The following is an 18,119-nucleotide window of genomic DNA, read 5'->3' as shown; positions in this document are numbered from 1 at the left end:
ATGAAATTACTTTTGATCTTTCTTCTCACCCTTTCACTGTATGCTGATCATGATGGCAAAAAAGAGCATCAACTCAGCAAAGACCTCTCCTATTTGGAATTATCACACGATCAAAAAGAGCGTGTTAAAGGCATTTTGAAACAGTACCGCGTGAATTTGAAGGGATTTCGTGAGTTTAAAGAGAAGATCAAAGATCAAAAAGAGAGCGTACTTTTACAAGAGAGCGTGAATGAGGAAGATTTGCAAAAGCTGAGCCAAGCGATCAACCAAAAAGCCACCATCATTGAAAGTCATTTTTTAGTGCAAATGCACGCCATTTTAACGCCCGAACAGCGCCAAAAATTTGCGCAAAATCTTGAAGAGTGGGAAGTGGAATGAGCGAGAAAATTTTACTCATCGAAGATGATTTAGAGATGCAATCACTCATAAAGGATTACTTGCACAATTATGACTTTGAAGTTCACGCTTACGACAAACCCAAAGACGCGCTTGTCGACCTTAAAGCTGTCCCGACACAGTACAAAGTAATTGTCCTCGATCTGATGCTTCCACAAATGGACGGTTTTGATGTCTGTAAAGAAATCCGCTCCATGAGTGATGCGCATATTATTATCTCCTCGGCACGCAATGAACTGAGCGATAAAATCTTAGGCTATGGCGTGGGTGCGGATGACTACCTTGCAAAGCCGTATGAACCTAGAGAATTGGTGCTGAAAATCAACTCCCATTTGCGCAGAAGTACCCAATCCAAAAAGAGAGTTGGGGAGTTTGAAATCGATGAAGCGAAGATGGAAATCACATTGGAGGGTTATTTACTCGACCTTACCAAAATTGAGTTTGACATCTTGTTGCTGTTGCTTTCCAATCAAGGCAAAGTCTTTTCCCGTGAAGTAATTTTTAACGCGATTAATGGCATTGGCTACAACTCCAAAGATCGCACGGTGGATATGCACATTAGCAATCTCCGAGCTAAAATAGGCGATGATTCCAAAAATCCCAAATACATCAAGTCCGTTTGGGGCATTGGCTACAAAATGGTAGGTTAAGATGTCCATCTTTACGAAGCTCTTTTTACTCTTTTTGGTCAGTCTTTCACTGATGCTCTTTGTCTCGCGTGAAACGAACCAACTTACCCAAGCTAAAATAGAGATGCTCTTAAAAGAGAAATACCTTCAAGCTTCCACCGAACTCTTTCGTGACCTTGCCAATAATGACCAAACAGCACTTACCAAAAGGCTTCAATCCTTTAATTTCGAACTCATTGCAGAGTCCCAAAGCGTGTTGGAAGGCTCTAAAACGATTTATGAAAAAAGCAGCTCTTTTGGTGAAGTCAAAATTTTGATGGACACCAAAGGCAGATACCTTTTACTCATGAGCTATTTGGATGAGAGCTTACTGGTGCGCGATCGTGCGCAACAAGAGGGTTTTTACCATCTAGATACCGTGAGTTACCTCATTTTCGCCGATATTTTTGTGCTTGTTTTGACGTTTTTGATGGTTATCAAGCTTATTTTTCCGCTTAAACAGATCGCCTTAACGCTTCAAAAATTTGGCGAAGGTGCTTTACATGTAAGAATGAAGCGCCTTGGCTCTAACGAACTTGGCAAGCTCTCCGATACCTTTAATGCGATGGCGTCCAACATCGAAGCACTCATCCTCTCTCGCCAACGTTTGCTTCGTGACATCGGGCACGAGTTAAGAACGCCACTTGCCAAATCCAAACTGGCTTTAGAGATGTTAGGCGAAGGAAAATATCAGACAAGCCTCAAAAAAGCGATTTCCCAGATCGATGAGCTGACCAAAGAGCTTTTAGACATCGAGCGGCTGAATGCCAATATGGAGCAACTAAACGTTAGCACTTTCAATGCCGAAACACTCATCTCCGAGTCACTTTCACGCGCACTCATTGAAGATGAAAGTTTGGTGGAGCTTCACATCGATGATTCGTTTGAGATCAAGGGTGATCTCAATTACCTTTCCATCGCACTTAAAAACTTAATCGATAATGCCCTCAAATACACCACACAAAAACCCATTGTTATCGAAGTCAAAGAGCACACGATTAGCGTTAAAAGTAGAGGCGAAATACTCGAACACACTTTAGATTACTACTGCGAACCGTTTGCCCAAGGAGATGATGCCAGGGGCGTAGAGGGCTTTGGTTTGGGGCTTAGCATTGTTAAAAAAATCGTGCAGAAGCACGGGTTTGGATTTGAGCTTACATGTAAAGAGGGGTGGAATAGTTTTTCACTGCGGTTTGCATGAATTTGATTATGCTGATTGATGGAGTTGATAAATGGAAGTTAAAAGTTTAGTTCTTTACAATTCCTCTTTCCAAAAATTATCTTCATTTGCAAAAAAATCTTCTGCTATTTTTTTTGTTATTCTTTTAACATTCAAGATATGACTTTTTACGCCATTTGTAAATTCTTTACAACCTCTTTTATCATATTCTTTGTACTGACTTGGAAATGATAAATCTATATATTTTAAAATCGTTCTATATGTACTATCCAAATTTATATAATCTTTACCAAAACAGTTGCCACCTATATATTCAGGGTAATTTTTTTTCAGCTTCATCGATAGGTATAAAATCAAACCCCCAAGATGTTCCATCAGTATATAAAAAATGCTTAACATAACATCCATCTTTCGGCTTTATTCTTGTAGCTCTTTTATAAATTAACTCAACTTCATATTTTGGTAACCACTTTTGTAATGCACCTTCTTTGTAAGCCCAAAAAAACCAATCAGCATCCTCAAAAATTATTTGAGGTAATGTTCTATTTTTATACTTTCCAAACTTAACAATACTCCAATCCATACAAGTCACTCCTATATGATTTTGCTAAAGTTTTAACTTCTTGGCAACATGTCCAAAAAACATAGTACAATTTTTCAGATAAAATCTTTACATGTAAAAAGCTTCACTAGCGCTCACCTCCGCATCCCCATTCGATTCTTTAAATAAAACTTAGGTACAATAGAGACATTAAGATACATAAAGGATAGAGATGTTATTTGAAAAGCTAGGCTTGATTGCGCCACTACAAGAAGCAGTAACTGAACTTGGGTACACGAAACCAACGCCTGTGCAGACAAAGGTCATCCCTTTGGTATTAGAGGGCAAAGATGTGATGGCAACGGCGCAAACGGGGACGGGAAAGACGGCTGCGTATGCACTGCCACTCTTACAAATTCTTGCTAAAAAAACACAAAAATCAACTACAAAAAAAGTCGTACGTGCGCTTATTTTAGTGCCAACGCGTGAGCTTGCTTCTCAAGTGAATATGAACGTGCAAGAGTATGGAAAAAACCTTGAGTTAAACATTGGGGCAATTTACGGTGGGGTGAAGTTTACACCGCAAGTGAAAAAATTGGAGAAAGGCATCGATGTATTGATCGCCACTCCGGGACGACTTTTGGAGCACATTAAAATTTCTAGCGTTGATCTTTCCCGCGTTGAAATTCTTGTCTTTGATGAAGCCGATAGAATCCTCGATATGGGTTTTTGGGATGAGGTCGAGTTACTGCTCTCTTTGCTTCCTAAAAAACGTCAAACCTTGCTTTTCTCGGTTGGACTCTCTAAGTCGGTCAAACGCCTCTCCGAAGTGAGTTTGAAGAAGCCTATCACCGTTGCTATCAACAATCAAGGTGAATTTGCCAAAAACGTTCAGCAAACCATTTACGTGGTCGACAAAGAGCGCAAATGCGAGATGCTCTCTTTCATGATCGGTACGGAAAACTGGCATCAAGTGTTAGTCTTTACCAAAACGAAACAGAGTGCCGATGAAGTGGGCGATTACCTGAGTAAAAGTGGTTTGAAAACATTGGTCTTGCATGGTGACAAAGCGCACTCTCAGCGTACCAAAGCGGTTGCGGCATTTAAAGAAAACTCCATTCGTGTGTTGGTCGCTACGGACATCGCCTCTCGTGGACTTGACATCGAAGATTTGCCACATGTCATTAACTACGAACTCCCTGGTGATGCAGAAGATTATTTGCACCGAGCGGGGCGAACAGGGCGTGCGGGCAAAGAGGGGCGAGCGATTTCGTTTGTCTGTCAAGAAGAGAAATTACGGTTAAAAGAGATTGAAAAGATTTTAAAATACACGCTGAAAACAGAGTTTTACCCCGGTTTTGAGACGCAAGCATGGGTTGAAAAAGAGGCGAAAAAACATACGATTCAAGCGAAGATTGACCGTGAAAAAGCCAATAAAAAACCGATGAGTCTTCGCAAAAAACGCGAAGAGATCAAAACCAATAAAGCTAAAAAAGCCGCTAAAACAGCATGTGGTATTGGTGCTAAAAATTGTAAAGTTAAATAAGTAAAATTAGTAGCTTAAAAGGGAAATTTTATGAAATTATTTTTTGTTAATGTTCAAATGCTACCAACAAAAGGTGAAGCGCAAGAGCTTGGTATTGAAGGATATTGGAACTTATTAAAGCTACTATTTCAAGACTACAATGATGAAAAATTTGGAATGTTAAGTCACGAAAAGTATATTGAATTTTATTCCATTGATGAAAAAACAAGTGAAAATTTTTGCAAAGGGCGATTAAGAATTTGCAAAAAAGCAAAACCATTTAAAGATAAAGAAACTCGTGAGGTAACGGCAATTCCTTCTAAAAATGATGTACAAGAAGACCCAAAATTTGGACATTTTTTCTTTGATTTAGAAAATCATATTATGGCTGTGCAAAAGATTCCAAATGAGATTAACAGCGGAAAGACACTGGAAACCAAAATTAGAGCATTATTTCAAAAAAGAATCAATGCAACTAATCAATATAAGGATTATTATTTAGATATAGTCATATTAACTCAAATGTCTGAGCTTGAAAAAAATTTTAGATGTTGCAAGAGTTTCATATCTAAATGTAAATCTATCATTCCCAAATAGTGAGCAAACTCAGGATCAGTTGCTTGAAGAACTGAAAAAAGAGCGATCAGGCATTGAATATAAAGAGAAAGCATTCCCAGAGTCAGAAATGAATGGAATTAGTTCGCTAGGAAAACAACTGGCATTGTATGCAACAAAATATGGTAATGTTACTATGAAGTATTTTGATGAATCAAAAAATAAGTTAACAAAATTTATTTTAAGAGATCAACCAATCGAATCCAACATCAAAAATCCAGAAAATGAACATCTTTTTACAGATGTTTTCATGCGCGATGAAATACAAAAAGCCCTTGATCAAGCTTGGAAGAAAAAAGAATGAAATCATCCTATTTATTAAAGATTCTTTGGCAAACAATCGTTATTTATTCAAATAATGGAAAAATAGATAGTAAGTTTTCAATACGTAATTTTTATAATACAGTATTAAAAAAAATTTTTGAAGCTTTATTCTGGAGTACACTTTTTTCTTTTTTAGCTAGCATAGTATTTGATGTAGATTTTACGAAAGTAAATATTTCTAGTGATGCGTTACAAGTTTTTTCAGGAATTTTAGGTTTTGGTATTGCTGCATATACAATCTTAATTAGTTCTTTTGATAAAGTGACAAAGTTTTTTTCAAAGCCGTAAAACTGATTTGAATTCAATTAATATTGATACTATAAATGCAAATATGTTATATCCATTAGTAATGATTACAATGATAATTTTTTTGTCTTTTTCTTTTATTTCTAGTCTTAATGATAACTTTATTAAATATTTTCTCTCTATTTTTTCTTTCAGTTTATGGAATATTGCTAACACTAGAGTTACTTTTTTGAAGTATATCTTATTGCTAATATGATAATTGTTGATGTAATTAAAATGATATACCTAAATCAAATATTGAACAAGAAAGTCAAAAGGAATTAAAAAAATGATGGTTGAAATGCAAAAATTGCACTATTTTAAAGAGTTTATTGAGAAAGAGGAAAACCCGATTGGGAAGAACCTGTATGTGATGGTTTTGGCCGTAGAAGCGTACTATGAGTTTGTCGCAGAAGTGCTCATTCCTGGTACTTCTCGCAGTATGACACAGTTTAAATTACTCGAAGAGTTACGGGCGTTAAAAGTGATTAACGAGCAAGAGTTTGTCATTATGAATGAGACGAGAAAGCTTAAAAATGAGCTGACACACCGTTTGGATTATCAAGTCGATTTGAAATATGTCTATGATTTTTGCAACAACTGTACGGTTAAAGATAAGATCGTTCCTGAAAATAAAGAAGATCATAACGAGCTTGAAGCGTCTCTTTTGGATGCCCTTTTGAAAAGCTATAAAATCGTCGATCTTAAACTCTACTCCAGAATGCGCAAAGAGCTTGAAAAGGTGCATGGAGTCACGGAGTGAAATTTAAAGTAACAGGGAAACAGCACATCTCCAAAAACTGTTTGGTGTGTGGTATTGAAAACCCTTTTGGTTTGAAAACGAAGTTTTACGAGCTTGAAAACAAAGAGATTGTGGCATATTTTACACCGCATACGTATCTTCAAAGCTATCCTGGCATATTGCATGGTGGTATTTCGGCGACGATTCTCGATGAGACGATTGGGCGAGCGATTATGGCGCATTACGGTCAAAAGAGCTTTGGCGTGACGATAGAGCTAACGCTCAAATATAAAAAACCCGTTCCTTTGGATGTAGAACTCAAAGTCGTTGGGCGTATGACCAGTGATAAAGGGCGCATTTTTGAGGGAACTGGGGAACTCATTTTACCAAATGGTGAAGTCGCCGTTACCGCATCAGGTCGCTATATGAAACGCAATGTGACGCAGATTGTTGAAAATGATTTTATCGAAGATGAGTGGTTCCCTAGCGATGGAATCGATAAAGACGAGATAGACCTTTAAGTGACTGAGCCATACCGCATTCTTCACAGTGTCTTTGGGCATCACAGTTTTAGAGCCTATCAAGAAGAGGCAGTCAATGCCATTTTAGCGCACAAAGACCTTATGATGATCTTGCCAACAGGGGCTGGAAAGTCTTTGTGCTATCAGCTTCCCTCTTTGGTGATGGACGGCATGAGCGTGGTGATTTCGCCACTGCTCGCGTTGATGCACGACCAAATCACCGCACTTTCCACCTTTGGCATTAAAGCTTCTATGATCTCTTCGATGCAGTCACCCCAAGAAATTCAAGAGACGATGCACGCGTGTCGTAAGGGTGAGCTCAAGCTTTTGTATGTTGCCCCTGAGCGCTTAAAAGGGGAGTCGTTTTTTAAACTTTTTACAAACCCTTCCTATCAATTTTTTGTCATCGACGAAGCGCACTGTGTAAGTGAGTGGGGGCATGAATTTAGGGAAGATTACCGCCAACTCTTTCGCCTCAAACTCTATTTTCCACAGACTCCCATTGCTGCTTTTACGGCGACGGCGACGAAGATCGTTGAGCATGATATTCTGCATCAGCTCAGTCTCTCCAACCCTCTTATCATTCGTGCCAAAGTGGAAAGAGACAATCTCACGATCAAAGCGGACTACCGCAACGCCAACGGACGCGAACAACTTCTTACGTTTTTGAGTGCCTTTGAACACGAGAGCGGTATCATTTACACACTTAGCCGCAAAGAGACCGAAAGTCTAGCGCAGTTTTTAAACACTCGCAAAATCCTCGCGCGCGCTTACCATGCGGGACTTCCGACCGAAGAGAAAAATGAGACCTTTCGCGCTTTTTTAAACGATGAGATTCAGGTCGTTGTAGCCACTATCGCCTTTGGTATGGGCATCGATAAGAGCAACATTCGTTTTGTGGTGCATATGTCACTGCCTAAAACCATCGAAAACTACTACCAAGAGATTGGGCGCTCCGGCCGTGATGGCTTGCCTTCTTCGACGCTGCTTCTTTTTTCCAACTCCGACATCGTGGAGCATAAACGCCGCATCGGTGAACAGCCTGCATCTGAGTACCAAAAAGTGGCATATGAAAAACTGGATGCTATGGCAAAATATGCCTCATCGCAAGTCTGCCGCCACCAACACATTGCGAGTTATTTTGACGATACGATTCTTACATGTAAAACGCGGTGCGATAACTGCATCGATGGAGAAAAGCAGAGTATTGACATCTCCCATGAGGCACTGAAGCTGTTATCGAGTGTTTACCGCACAGGGCAGCGTTTTGGACTGCAATATGTCGTAGATGTGTTAATGGGCTCCACCAATGAAAAAATCGTGCAAAACGGGCACCAAAGCCTCTCTGTGTTTGGCATTGGCAAAGATAGAACCAAAGCGCAATGGCTAAGTATTGGCGACAGGCTGATGGAACTAGATGCTTTTAAGGTCGGGGAATACCGTGTCATAAGCCTCAGTGAATACGGTGCTAAAATTATTAGAGAGCGTTTATCGGTGAGCATTCATGCCAAGCGTTTGGAAGAGCGACAAAAAGTTAAAAAAACTAAAAAAGTTCTGTTAGGAACGTTTGAGCTCTCCATTTTTGAGAAGTTGCGCGCTTTGCGATCCGAAATTGCCAAAGAAAATGGCATTCCGCCGTATGTCGTCTTTAGTGATAAGACTCTTAAAGAGATGGCAGAGAAACTACCGCACGATAAAGAGTCGATGCTCGATATCAGTGGTGTGGGCGAAGTGAAGTTTGAGCGCTATGGCGAAGCCTTTTTGGAGCTGTGCGTTACACTTTCGTAGCATTTACATGTAAAGAAAAATGTGCAATAGGGTACAATACACTTTTACATGTAAAGGATAGCAATGAGTGCAGGACAGAGTCGCAGTAACATTCAAAAAGGCGTGAAAGTTTTGATTGTTTTAAAAGAAGATCAACGCAGTGGCAAGCTCACCGAAGGTGTCGTTAAAGACATTCTGACCAATTCGTCAAACCATCCTCATGGCATTAAAGTACGTTTGGAAAGTGGCGAAGTTGGACGCGTGAAAGAGATTATTCTCTAACTAAACAGGTTTTACATGTAATGCTTGAATCTATTCAAGATTGAGTAAACGATCGTATAAAGAGAGTGGTTTTTCCTCAAAACCTGCAATGCCTGCTTGCGTTGCTTGGGATGGATGAAAGGCTAAAAGTAGGTCATGGATTTTTGCGATTAGCGCTTTATTTAAATGGTTGGAGGCGATCATGGCATCGTAGGGTATCTCTTCGGTGGTCGCTAAAATACGTATTTTTTCCTGCTTCTCTTTGGAAAGCTCATAGTATATACCATCATAAACGGCTCCTGCATCAATTGATTCCTCCAAAATTGTATCAATGATTTTAGAGTGTTTTTTGATCATATAGACCTTCCCTAGGTCTTTGTTGGGGTTGATGCCATTTTGCTGCATGATAAAGCGAGGGTAGAGGTATCCTGAGGTTGAATCAGGATCGGTAAAGCCAAAACTCTTCCCTTTTAGATCGGCAATATTTTGAATGGCACTTCCTTTAAGAGTTAAAATCAAACCGTGGTAACTGCTTCGGGTACCCACTTGTGCATTGGCAAATTTGATAGTTGCTAAATAGTGCAGTTTTGGCTCTCTTTGCCGCAAGATAGCAAGAAGTTTGGGGGAGACAGACGCAATATCCACACTGCCTTGCTCTACTAATGTCATGATCTGGTTATAATCTTTAGCCACGACAAAGACAATCTCTCGATCAAGCGCTTTTTCAAGATACGCAATGAGCTCTGCATGGATCACACGGAGTTCCTCAACACTTTTGTAAGGATTAACCCCAAGAATCAGTTTTTCTTGGGCAAAAAGCGACATACACAGAAGTAAGAAAATGCTCATAAATTTTCTAAGCGTCATGTTCAACCCTGTTCCTTCCATTATTTTTAGCGCGGTAAAGGGCATTATCTGCACGTCTTAGAATGCTATTGGGTGTGTCGCCTTTATGATAGTGTGTCACGCCTAAGCTCATACTCACACGCTGGGGATAACGCTCAAATGTAAAGTTGTAAATCTTTGAGCGCAACTGCTCTGCCATTAACAGGGCACCTTCAAGATCGGTTTGCGGTAAGATGAGTAAAAACTCCTCTCCGCCCCAACGACCGAGCAAATCACTCGTCCGCATGGTCTCTTGCATCAGATGTGCCATGTGTGTCAAAACGTGATCACCGATTTCATGCCCGTAGGTGTCATTAATCGTTTTAAAGCGGTCGATATCAAGCATAATCACGGAAAAGAAACTGCCTCGACTGGCCTCTTTAATCTTTTGCTCTAAGCACTCTTCTAGTTTACGTCTGTTGGAAAGAGAGGTGAGTTGATCGGTACTGCTTAAGAGTTCCAGTGCCTTTTGCGTTTCGGCTACTTTTTGGCTCATATTAAAAAGTGCTTCTGAAATTTTTTTGACTTCAGGCGTAGTGTTTTTTTGGGTGGTTTGCTCTATGGTGGTTATGACTTCTTGAATATCCAGGCGATCTTCATAAAAATCAATCAAGACTTGAGAGAGTGCTTTATATTCTTTGAGTGATTTGATCAATGTAAAATGAATGGCAAGCACCAGAAGAACTAAGGCAAATGCAATGCCAATAAAAAAGTTGGTACGTGCCTCTTTGAGCGCTATGAGCTCTTTTTCTGAGGCTAAGCCAATCGTGAAGGAAACATCTTTGATACTTCCTGATTCTAATATAACATGTAAGGATGAGATATCGATTAGTTTTTGGTCTTTATTGGAAGAGAGTGTTTGATGTTCGGAATGATATGTAATGTTCATCATGGTTCCTTGCACCAGAACAGAGAGTAACTCTTGGTCAATCACTAAGGCAACGCTGATGATACCAATAGGTTTGGTTCCATACTGTTTTATGCGTTTTGCATAGATTAAACACTCTTCACCATCGATGAGATCAATTCCCAAGAATGTATCATTTTTAAGGGTTTGTTGGATGTAAAACCGCTTTGAGACATCGTCTGAAAAGCGAAATTCCGACTCACCTCGGCTGATAATCATGCCGTCCATATCCATGAAATGAATTTTATTGATGCTTGAAGAGAGAAAGAGTTTACTCCAATTGAAAAGCATGTCGGTATCATTGCTGATAATCCCTGTGACGACTTCTTGGGAGTTGGTGAGAATTTCAGCCGTTTTTTGAAGCTGGTCTAGTTTTTCTTCAAAACGTTTTTGAATCATCTCCATTTGCAACAGTTTATTTTGATCGAAGGCTTTTTTTTGGGTAAGATAGAGCGATTGCATCTCATAAATACCAAAAATAAAAATGGCTGAGAGTTGAATGATGGTTAAAAAAAGAATCTTATTGTAGAGTTTCATTCATCGCATCTTTTAGGATTTTGCTAAAGGTATCGTAGAAGTGTTCATCTTCCTTGATGAAACCAGCACTTGGCCAGCCTAAATACTCTTTAAATGCTTTATTGGAAGGCGAATCCATTGGAATGTCTTCCAGCAATAAAGCAATGCGTTCTGCTTCTTTGTTTGAAATAGTTTGCGTAGCGACAATAACATCCAGAGGAATGGGCTTTGAAGTTGCAAGAACATTGAATTGATCGCCGTATTTTTCTAAAGCGTTATAATACGTTCCATCGGAAATCGCGCCAATTTCAATGGAGTGCTGCATCAGCGATTCGATCACTTTGTCATGCTTTTTGAGAAAAAAAACTTTTTTAAAAAAGCTGTCGGGGCTGATACGATGTTCTTTTAAGAGCACCATAGGATAAGCATAGCCTGAGGTTGAATCTTTATCGGTAAATGCAAAGACTTTTCCTTTTGCTTCTTCAAGTGACGTGATATTGGACTCTTTGAGTGTTACGATATAAGATTGATAATAAGGGGTAATCTTCCCACTTTTAGAATGTTCAAGGTAGGTTACAAGGTAGCGTAGTGAAGGCGTTCTCTCTTTGAGCAAGACAAAACTTTTGGTATTAAGCCATGCAAAATCAACGCTTTTTTCTTCAATACGTGCGGCAAGCTCTTCGTAGTCTTTCGTAATAACAAGACTAAAGGTATCGCCACTTTGCGCGGTTAAATATTCCATTAAAGGGGTAAAAGCTTGTCTTACTTTGATGGGATCATTGGAAGGGTAGGTTGCAAAACTATACTCTTTAGCATGGAGTGATGTAAATAACAAAAGGCAAAAAAGGGTAAGTTTTATAAGCATGGTATTCCCAATTTGGTCGTTAGAGTTTCATTTGATTTTTATTTTAACATAATCCTTTGGGATAAACCATAAAGAGAGATTCTTTGTAATACTTTTGCAAGGATTAACGAAGTGATGTTATAATGAAAAAAAGGATGAAAAATGAGTGAGTTACTTCAACACGAGTGGTTTGGCTTATATGGCATTCCTATTTTAATTGCATTGGCACGGATTTGTGATGTCAGCATTGGTACGCTGCGTATCATTTTTGTTTCCAAAGGGTTGCGATTATGGGCGCCTATTTTAGGATTTTTTGAAGTCACAATCTGGCTTTTAGCCATCTCTAAAGTCATGGAAAATCTGACCAATCCTATCAATTATATTGCCTATGCACTTGGGTTTTCAATGGGAAATTACATTGGAATGTTTATTGAAAATCGTTTGGCGATTGGTATGGTGGTGGTGCGTATTATTACGAAGAGAGATTCACATATTTTAGTTGCCGCGTTGCGTGCGCTTCGTTACAGCGTGACGGTTGCGGATGCTGAAGGTAATGCTGGATCGGTTAATATCATCTTTACGGTCATTAAACGCTCCTCCATCACACATGTACGAGAATTGATTGTAATGCACAATCCCCAAGCCGTTTATTCCATTGAAGATGTAAGGCATGCGAGTGATCCAAGTTTTCCGACTGAAATACCTAGACGTTCACGTTTTTCACAGTTTATGCGAGGCATGCGCAAGTAGATGACGTTTTCCCCAAGGCAAACGTGCCTCAGGGTTTTTACATGTAAAAATTTAGCGCACGAAATTGGTCATAATTTTAGCTTCTTGTTCGGGGAAAGGTAGGTTGTTTGCTTTGGCATTTTGAACCATTTTAAGGGTAAATGCCATGTTCTTACCCAAAACGCGTGCAATCTGCATCCCTTCTAAATCTTCATGCACCTCTCCTGGGACTCTTCCATGCGCGACATTCCAGTAGTTGGTTGTTGGCATAATCATCTCAGCATAGGTCAAGTAGTGGTTCATCGCATCAAAGGTACTCACACCACCCGATCGGCGAACGGCTACGATGCTTGCCCCCACTTTATGGCGAAAGAGATTGCCGTTGGCAGAGGAGACATAAAACGCGCGATCTAAAAAGGACTTCATCGTTCCTGCAATGCCCGCCCAATGCACAGGTGTTCCGATGATAATGCCATCGGCTTCTTTCATTTTTTGGATGTATTCATTGACATGCTCATCATCTTTGGCAATACAGCGCTCATCTTTGTTTTTAGCACAACCACCACAGCCAAAACAGCCACGAATGGTTTTATTGCCGATATGCAAGACTTCCGTGGTGATTCCCTCTTGGGCTAATTCTTGTGCAATCGTATCGATAAGCTGTGCGGTATTTCCTTTTTTATTTGGACTTCCGTTGATCGCTACTACTTTCATATGCTTCTATCTCCTCTATTTTTGGTACTTGTTGATTGAATTGTAACGTAAGTGTTGATAAAGTAGGTAGACAATTTAGATACATTTATTGCCTATTACTGTACAATATACTTTTACATGTAAAGGAAACAGATGGACATCTCTGCTAAAAAAAATGAATTGATTCAGCTCTTAGAGTCTTTTTTACCCGAAGAGGGCACGGTGCAAACGGACATTACCTCTCTTAGTCTTTCAAAAGTTTCCAAGACCTCTGAGTTTGCCTGTTCGATGAGTGAACCTTCGATCTATTTTATTGCAAGAGGTGTTAAGGAAGTGCATTTGGCGGAGCAAATTTATACGTATGATGCGTCCACCTATATGATCTCTTCGGTACATTTACCGCTAAGTGGTAAGATCATCGAAGCAAGTAAAGAAGCGCCGTATTTAGCATTGAAACTGACCTTTAGCTTGGATGAAATGATGGAAGTGGTTCAAGAGAGTGGAGATGCTTTTATGCAATCTTGTACAAAAAAATGTGACTGCGCTTTGGTGATGGGAGAGATGGATGAAGCTCTTTTGGATGCGCTGATACGGTTGGTGTCTCTTTTAAAAAATCCAAAAATGATTGCAACCTTGTCTCCGTTGATTGTCAAAGAGGTTTTGTACCGCTTATTAGACCATCATCCACAGATGTTTATTAAACAGTTTGCAACGATGGGAAGTCATGCCTACCGCATTATGCAAGCAATTCATCAGATCAATACCCATTTTGAAGAGCCTTTACGCATTAGCGTTCTGGCACATAGTCTTGGTATGAGTAACTCATTGTTTCATCGACATTTTAAAAATGTGACGACATTAACACCGATTCAATACCAAAAAAAAGTACGCCTGCAAATGGCTCGAAAACTACTTTTAAGCCAACATGTTGATGCTGCTACTGCTTCGTTTCAAGTAGGTTACGCTAGTCCATCCCAATTTAGTAGAGAATACACCCGCATGTACGGATTACCTCCCAAAAGCGATACCAAACGGTACAGTGAAACTTTATAATCTTTACATGTAAAGCGTTTAGAGAGAGTCATTTTATGATCTCAAAATGATGCGACGTTTTCTATAAGCACTATAACGCATTTACAACACATGATAGTTATGATACTCCATAAGAAACTAAATAGGAGTTATCATGAATATTGCAAAGCAGCTTATCGTTATGCTTACAATTGCGATTATAGGTATTGGTTCCGTTTTTGCTATTAGCTTTTACAAAATGGGCGAGGTTTATACCAATACAAATTATGGCAATGAGAATGTCTTACCGAGTATTTTAATTGTCAATGGCATGATGGAGGATTATTACTACCTTCGTGTCTACGCATTTGAGTTTCTCTCCGCAACGGATGAAAAATCAATGGATGAATCAGCCGCTATGATTAAAGAAGTAAGAGAGTTATTAGACAAAAAAGTTGCATCATATTCTGAGTATTTATCGGATGCAAAAGATAAAGAGCTCTATGAAAAAGACAAAGAAATCTTAAATCAATACAATGCCTTACTAGATCAGTTTTTAGCACTCTCTAAAGCCAATAAGAAAGAAGAAGCGCGAACACTTGCATTTGCGAAGAGACCATTTTTAGCAACGATTGGAGATACCCTTCGCAATCATATGAATTACAATAAAGAGTTAGCCGAAACAAAGGCACTTGAAGCTTCCAATACAAAAGATAACGCCAGTGCACTGATGATAGGGCTTTCATTATTAGTGGCTGTTTTAGTTATTATTACCAGCGTTATGATCCGTCGCAATATTCTTCAAGGCGTGCATATTATTCGTGATAGCATGGTCTCTTTTGTGAAAAATAAAATGTTAACATTTAGAATCACCTATGAGAAAAAGAATGAGTTTAAAGAAATTGTTGATAGTTTTAATGCCTTAGTCACCACGCTTGAGCAAACCATTGTGGATGCGAAACAATCATCGACTGAGAATGCTTCCGTATCACATGAACTTAGCTCCACCAGTATGCAAATAGGGCGAAATGCCGCAAAGAGTACGACGATTGTTGAAAATACCATTCAAGAGATTGCAACGATTAAAACCTTTGTACAAGAGACAGCGGCGCTTTCAGAACAGATGAAAAAAAAAGTATTACCGATGCAGGACAAAAAACTGGATAATGCTAAAAATGAAGTGGTAAGTCTTCGCAATGAAGTAGGACTTGCCAGTGAAGCAGAAACAGCATTGGCTTCTAAACTAGAGCAGATGAGCAGTGATGCTGAACAAGTGAAACAAATCTTGACGGTTATCTCTGATATTGCCGATCAAACCAATTTACTTGCACTCAATGCTGCTATCGAAGCGGCACGTGCAGGAGAACATGGAAGGGGCTTTGCGGTTGTCGCCGATGAAGTGCGAAAGCTTGCAGAACGTACCCAAAATTCATTGACTGAGATTAACGCGACCATCAATGTCATCGTTCAGTCAATTGTAGATTCTTCCGAGCAAATGGGACGTAATGCAAAAAATATCAGACGTCTTTCAGATGTTTCAACGGGTGTTGAAGAGACTATCCTTGGGACAAGCAGTGTGATGCAAGAAAGTGTCGTTTCTGTCACAACCAGTGCGGCAAATTCGATTCGAATCGCTAGTGATACGGATAGAATCGTTTCAATGGTAACAAACATTAATTCTCTTACCAGTGAGAATGCCAGAAGTGTTGAAGAGATTGCCTCAGCGGCAGATCATCTCTCAAAATTGGCTGAAAATCTTAATGAGAAATTGAATCAATTTAAGTCTTAACTGCGTTTCTTTCTTCCGCGTTTTAGGAGAAGGTACTTAACGTACTTTTCTCCTTCTTTAGTCTACACATCCTTTTTATAAGGAACAAAGAATCCTCTCACCATCTTTACATGTAAAATAATTTTTATTACTTTTATAAATATAACGCATTTGCAACACCTGAGCGTTATGATTCTTGTAAGAAACCAAAAAGGAGTTTATCATGAGTATCTCAAAACAACTTTTAGTGATGCTTGCAGTTGCAATTCTCGCTACATGTACGATTTTTGGAATTAGCTTTATGAAAATGGAGCAAGTTTATGCGGAGACAAACTACAGCAATGTCAATACGCTTCCAAGCGTTTTCGTGCTTGATGAGTCAATGCAGATTGCTTATAGATTAAGACTTGCTATCTGGCAACATATTTCACAAACAGAAATAGCAGGAAAAGATAAAGTTGAAGCCAATATGCAAACACTCAACCAGAAGTTGAATGTGGCGATTAAGAGCTATGATGCATTTATCTCTGATGACAAAGATAAAGAATTTTTAGACAAAGATCATAAAGCGGTGGAAGCCTACAATGTGCTTCTTAAACAGATCATTACGCTTTCACGAGCAAATAATCACGCTGATTTAAATACACTTCTTGCCAACAGTACAGAGGTAATTACGAATTTTACACAGGTATTTGAAGAGCATATGAAGTTCAATTTTGAACTTGCAAAAGTATCAGCCAATCATGCTTCCGATGTAAAAAATAGTGCTGCTATTATGATGGTTGTCATTGCGATAGCTTCAGCTGTGGCTCTATTGTTATTTGGGTTGATGATTCGTAGCAATATCATCCAAGGGGTGCATATTATCCGTGATAGTGTGGTCTCTTTTGTTCAACACAAAGAGCTCAAATTTAGAATACATTATGAGAAAAAGAATGAGCTCAAAGACATCACAGATAGTTTTAACGACTTGGTTACTACGCTTGAGCAAACCATTGTGGATGCCAAAAATTCTTCAAGCGAAAATGCTTCTGTGTCGCATGAGCTTAGTACCACCAGTATGCAAATAGGGCGTAATGCTGAAAAGAGTACGACGATTGTTGAAAATACCATTCAAGAGATTGCAACGATTAAAACCTTTGTACAAGAGACAGCGGCGCTTTCAGAACAGATGAAAAAAAGTATTACCGATGCAGGACAAAAACTGGATAATGCTAAAAATGAAGTGGTAAGTCTTCGCAATGAAGTAGGACTTGCCAGTGAAGCAGAAACAGCATTGGCTTCTAAACTAGAGCAGATGAGCAGTGATGCTGAACAAGTGAAACAAATCTTGACGGTTATCTCTGATATTGCCGATCAAACCAATTTACTTGCACTCAATGCTGCTATCGAAGCGGCACGTGCAGGAGAACATGGAAGGGGCTTTGCGGTTGTCGCCGATGAAGTGCGAAAGCTTGCAGAACGTACCCAAAATTCATTGACTGAGATTAACGCGACCATCAATGTCATCGTTCAGTCAATTGTAGATTCTTCCGAGCAAATGGGACGTAATGCAAAAAATATCAGACGTCTTTCAGATGTTTCAACGGGTGTTGAAGAGACTATCCTTGGGACAAGCAGTGTGATGCAAGAAAGTGTCGTTTCTGTCACAACCAGTGCGGCAAATTCGATTCGAATCGCTAGTGATACGGATAGAATCGTTTCAATGGTAACAAACATTAATTCTCTTACCAGTGAGAATGCCAGAAGTGTTGAAGAGATTGCCTCAGCGGCAGATCATCTCTCAAAATTGGCTGAAAATCTCAATGAAAAACTGAATCAATTTAAGTCTTAACCTCTCATCAGAGTTCTTAAAGAACTCTGAACACGTCTTTAAAGCAAAGCTCTAAAGACTACGTTAACACTGGGTTCTCTTCGGCAGAGAGCCCACGCATTTTTGGT

21 protein-coding genes are annotated in these 18,119 nt (G+C 39.4%); 15 read left to right on the top strand and 6 right to left on the bottom strand.

Annotation, left to right across the window (positions count from 1 at the left end; genetic code table 11):
- Genes Sdiek1_RS09875 through Sdiek1_RS09865 form a run of 3 tightly spaced genes read left to right on the top strand, consistent with a single transcriptional unit; the run spans position 1 to position 2,265 of the window.
- A complete protein-coding gene (locus Sdiek1_RS09875; protein ID WP_087438964.1) occupies positions 1-378 on the top strand; it encodes a Spy/CpxP family protein refolding chaperone in 378 nt (125 codons plus the stop codon).
- Entirely contained in the window at positions 375-1,046 is a 672-nt protein-coding gene (locus Sdiek1_RS09870) for a response regulator transcription factor (protein ID WP_087438963.1), read from the top strand. Before Sdiek1_RS09875 ends, Sdiek1_RS09870 begins: the two co-directional genes overlap by 4 nt.
- A 1-nt stretch (position 1,047) precedes the next feature.
- Entirely contained in the window at positions 1,048-2,265 is a 1,218-nt protein-coding gene (locus Sdiek1_RS09865; RefSeq protein WP_087438962.1) for an ArsS family sensor histidine kinase, read from the top strand.
- Positions 2,266-2,319: 54 nt separating this feature from the next.
- Here the strand turns inward: Sdiek1_RS09865 and Sdiek1_RS09860 are convergent, their stop codons facing one another.
- Together Sdiek1_RS09860 and Sdiek1_RS09855 are read right to left on the bottom strand one after the other, a co-directional pair.
- On the bottom strand, positions 2,320-2,517 hold the full coding sequence (locus Sdiek1_RS09860) for a hypothetical protein (protein WP_151897987.1): 198 nt from the start codon (positions 2,515-2,517) through the stop codon (positions 2,320-2,322).
- Positions 2,518-2,557: 40 nt separating this feature from the next.
- Entirely contained in the window at positions 2,558-2,827 is a 270-nt protein-coding gene (locus Sdiek1_RS09855; RefSeq protein ID WP_087438960.1) for a hypothetical protein, read from the bottom strand.
- A gap of 190 nt (positions 2,828-3,017) precedes the next feature.
- Here Sdiek1_RS09855 and Sdiek1_RS09850 point away from each other — a divergent pair, with 190 nt between their 5' ends.
- The 8 genes from Sdiek1_RS09850 (at position 3,018) to Sdiek1_RS09810 (ending at position 8,846) form a co-directional block, all read left to right on the top strand.
- Positions 3,018-4,331 (top strand): DEAD/DEAH box helicase, encoded by a 1,314-nt coding sequence (locus tag Sdiek1_RS09850; protein WP_087438959.1) that lies wholly within the window; start codon positions 3,018-3,020, stop codon positions 4,329-4,331.
- 30 nt (positions 4,332-4,361) lie between these two features.
- A complete protein-coding gene (locus tag Sdiek1_RS09845) occupies positions 4,362-4,907 on the top strand; it encodes a DUF4747 family protein (RefSeq protein ID WP_087438958.1) in 546 nt (181 codons plus the stop codon).
- On the top strand, positions 4,843-5,229 hold the full coding sequence (locus Sdiek1_RS09840) for a DUF4747 family protein (RefSeq protein ID WP_161492025.1): 387 nt from the start codon (positions 4,843-4,845) through the stop codon (positions 5,227-5,229). The genes Sdiek1_RS09845 and Sdiek1_RS09840 overlap by 65 nt, the downstream gene beginning before the upstream one ends.
- Positions 5,226-5,537, top strand: a complete 312-nt coding sequence (locus Sdiek1_RS09835) for a hypothetical protein (RefSeq protein WP_087438956.1) — start codon at positions 5,226-5,228, stop codon at positions 5,535-5,537. The genes Sdiek1_RS09840 and Sdiek1_RS09835 overlap by 4 nt, the downstream gene beginning before the upstream one ends.
- Positions 5,538-5,823: 286 nt before the next feature.
- Entirely contained in the window at positions 5,824-6,297 is a 474-nt protein-coding gene (locus tag Sdiek1_RS09825; protein WP_087438954.1) for a hypothetical protein, read from the top strand.
- On the top strand, positions 6,294-6,797 hold the full coding sequence (locus Sdiek1_RS09820; protein ID WP_087438953.1) for a PaaI family thioesterase: 504 nt from the start codon (positions 6,294-6,296) through the stop codon (positions 6,795-6,797). Before Sdiek1_RS09825 ends, Sdiek1_RS09820 begins: the two co-directional genes overlap by 4 nt.
- Positions 6,798-8,585 carry a DNA helicase RecQ gene (gene recQ / locus Sdiek1_RS09815; RefSeq protein WP_087438952.1) on the top strand — a complete coding sequence of 596 codons (1,788 nt, stop codon included), beginning with the start codon at positions 6,798-6,800 and terminating at the stop codon, positions 8,583-8,585. It abuts the gene before it with no gap.
- A 63-nt stretch (positions 8,586-8,648) separates the two neighbouring features.
- Positions 8,649-8,846: a YwbE family protein gene (locus Sdiek1_RS09810; RefSeq protein ID WP_087438951.1), complete on the top strand. Its 198-nt coding sequence runs from the start codon at positions 8,649-8,651 to the stop codon at positions 8,844-8,846.
- Between the two features lie 30 nt (positions 8,847-8,876).
- On the opposite strand, the gene Sdiek1_RS09805 is transcribed toward Sdiek1_RS09810, so the two are convergent.
- Genes Sdiek1_RS09805 through Sdiek1_RS09795 form a run of 3 tightly spaced genes read right to left on the bottom strand, consistent with a single transcriptional unit; the run spans position 8,877 to position 11,998 of the window.
- Positions 8,877-9,692, bottom strand: a complete 816-nt coding sequence (locus Sdiek1_RS09805; RefSeq protein ID WP_161492024.1) for a phosphate/phosphite/phosphonate ABC transporter substrate-binding protein — start codon at positions 9,690-9,692, stop codon at positions 8,877-8,879.
- Positions 9,682-11,154, bottom strand: coding sequence for a sensor domain-containing diguanylate cyclase (locus tag Sdiek1_RS09800; protein ID WP_087438949.1), 1,473 nt, complete (start codon positions 11,152-11,154; stop codon positions 9,682-9,684). Before Sdiek1_RS09800 ends, Sdiek1_RS09805 begins: the two co-directional genes overlap by 11 nt.
- Positions 11,138-11,998, bottom strand: a complete 861-nt coding sequence (locus tag Sdiek1_RS09795; RefSeq protein ID WP_087438948.1) for a phosphate/phosphite/phosphonate ABC transporter substrate-binding protein — start codon at positions 11,996-11,998, stop codon at positions 11,138-11,140. The genes Sdiek1_RS09800 and Sdiek1_RS09795 overlap by 17 nt, the downstream gene beginning before the upstream one ends.
- A 141-nt stretch (positions 11,999-12,139) precedes the next feature.
- Between Sdiek1_RS09795 and Sdiek1_RS09790 the strand changes: the two genes are divergently transcribed.
- Positions 12,140-12,727, top strand: coding sequence for a DUF2179 domain-containing protein (locus tag Sdiek1_RS09790; RefSeq protein WP_087438947.1), 588 nt, complete (start codon positions 12,140-12,142; stop codon positions 12,725-12,727).
- A 51-nt stretch (positions 12,728-12,778) separates the two neighbouring features.
- Here Sdiek1_RS09790 and Sdiek1_RS09785 read toward each other — a convergent pair whose 3' ends face one another.
- Positions 12,779-13,420, bottom strand: coding sequence for a flavodoxin family protein (locus tag Sdiek1_RS09785; protein ID WP_087438946.1), 642 nt, complete (start codon positions 13,418-13,420; stop codon positions 12,779-12,781).
- 132 nt (positions 13,421-13,552) lie between these two features.
- Here Sdiek1_RS09785 and Sdiek1_RS09780 point away from each other — a divergent pair, with 132 nt between their 5' ends.
- The 3 genes from Sdiek1_RS09780 (at position 13,553) to Sdiek1_RS09770 (ending at position 18,012) form a co-directional block, all read left to right on the top strand.
- Positions 13,553-14,452 (top strand): AraC family transcriptional regulator, encoded by a 900-nt coding sequence (locus tag Sdiek1_RS09780; RefSeq protein ID WP_087438945.1) that lies wholly within the window; start codon positions 13,553-13,555, stop codon positions 14,450-14,452.
- Between the two features lie 133 nt (positions 14,453-14,585).
- Positions 14,586-16,199, top strand: coding sequence for a methyl-accepting chemotaxis protein (locus Sdiek1_RS09775; protein ID WP_087438944.1), 1,614 nt, complete (start codon positions 14,586-14,588; stop codon positions 16,197-16,199).
- A gap of 202 nt (positions 16,200-16,401) precedes the next feature.
- Positions 16,402-18,012 carry a methyl-accepting chemotaxis protein gene (locus Sdiek1_RS09770; protein ID WP_087438943.1) on the top strand — a complete coding sequence of 537 codons (1,611 nt, stop codon included), beginning with the start codon at positions 16,402-16,404 and terminating at the stop codon, positions 18,010-18,012.
- The last annotated feature ends 107 nt before the right edge of the window (positions 18,013-18,119 follow it).

Origin of the sequence: Sulfurospirillum diekertiae, assembly GCF_002162315.1 — a bacterium.
GTDB lineage: Bacteria > Campylobacterota > Campylobacteria > Campylobacterales > Sulfurospirillaceae > Sulfurospirillum.
The sequence above is the reverse complement of the archived record's forward strand: the minus strand, read 5'-3'. Positions and strand labels throughout refer to the sequence as shown.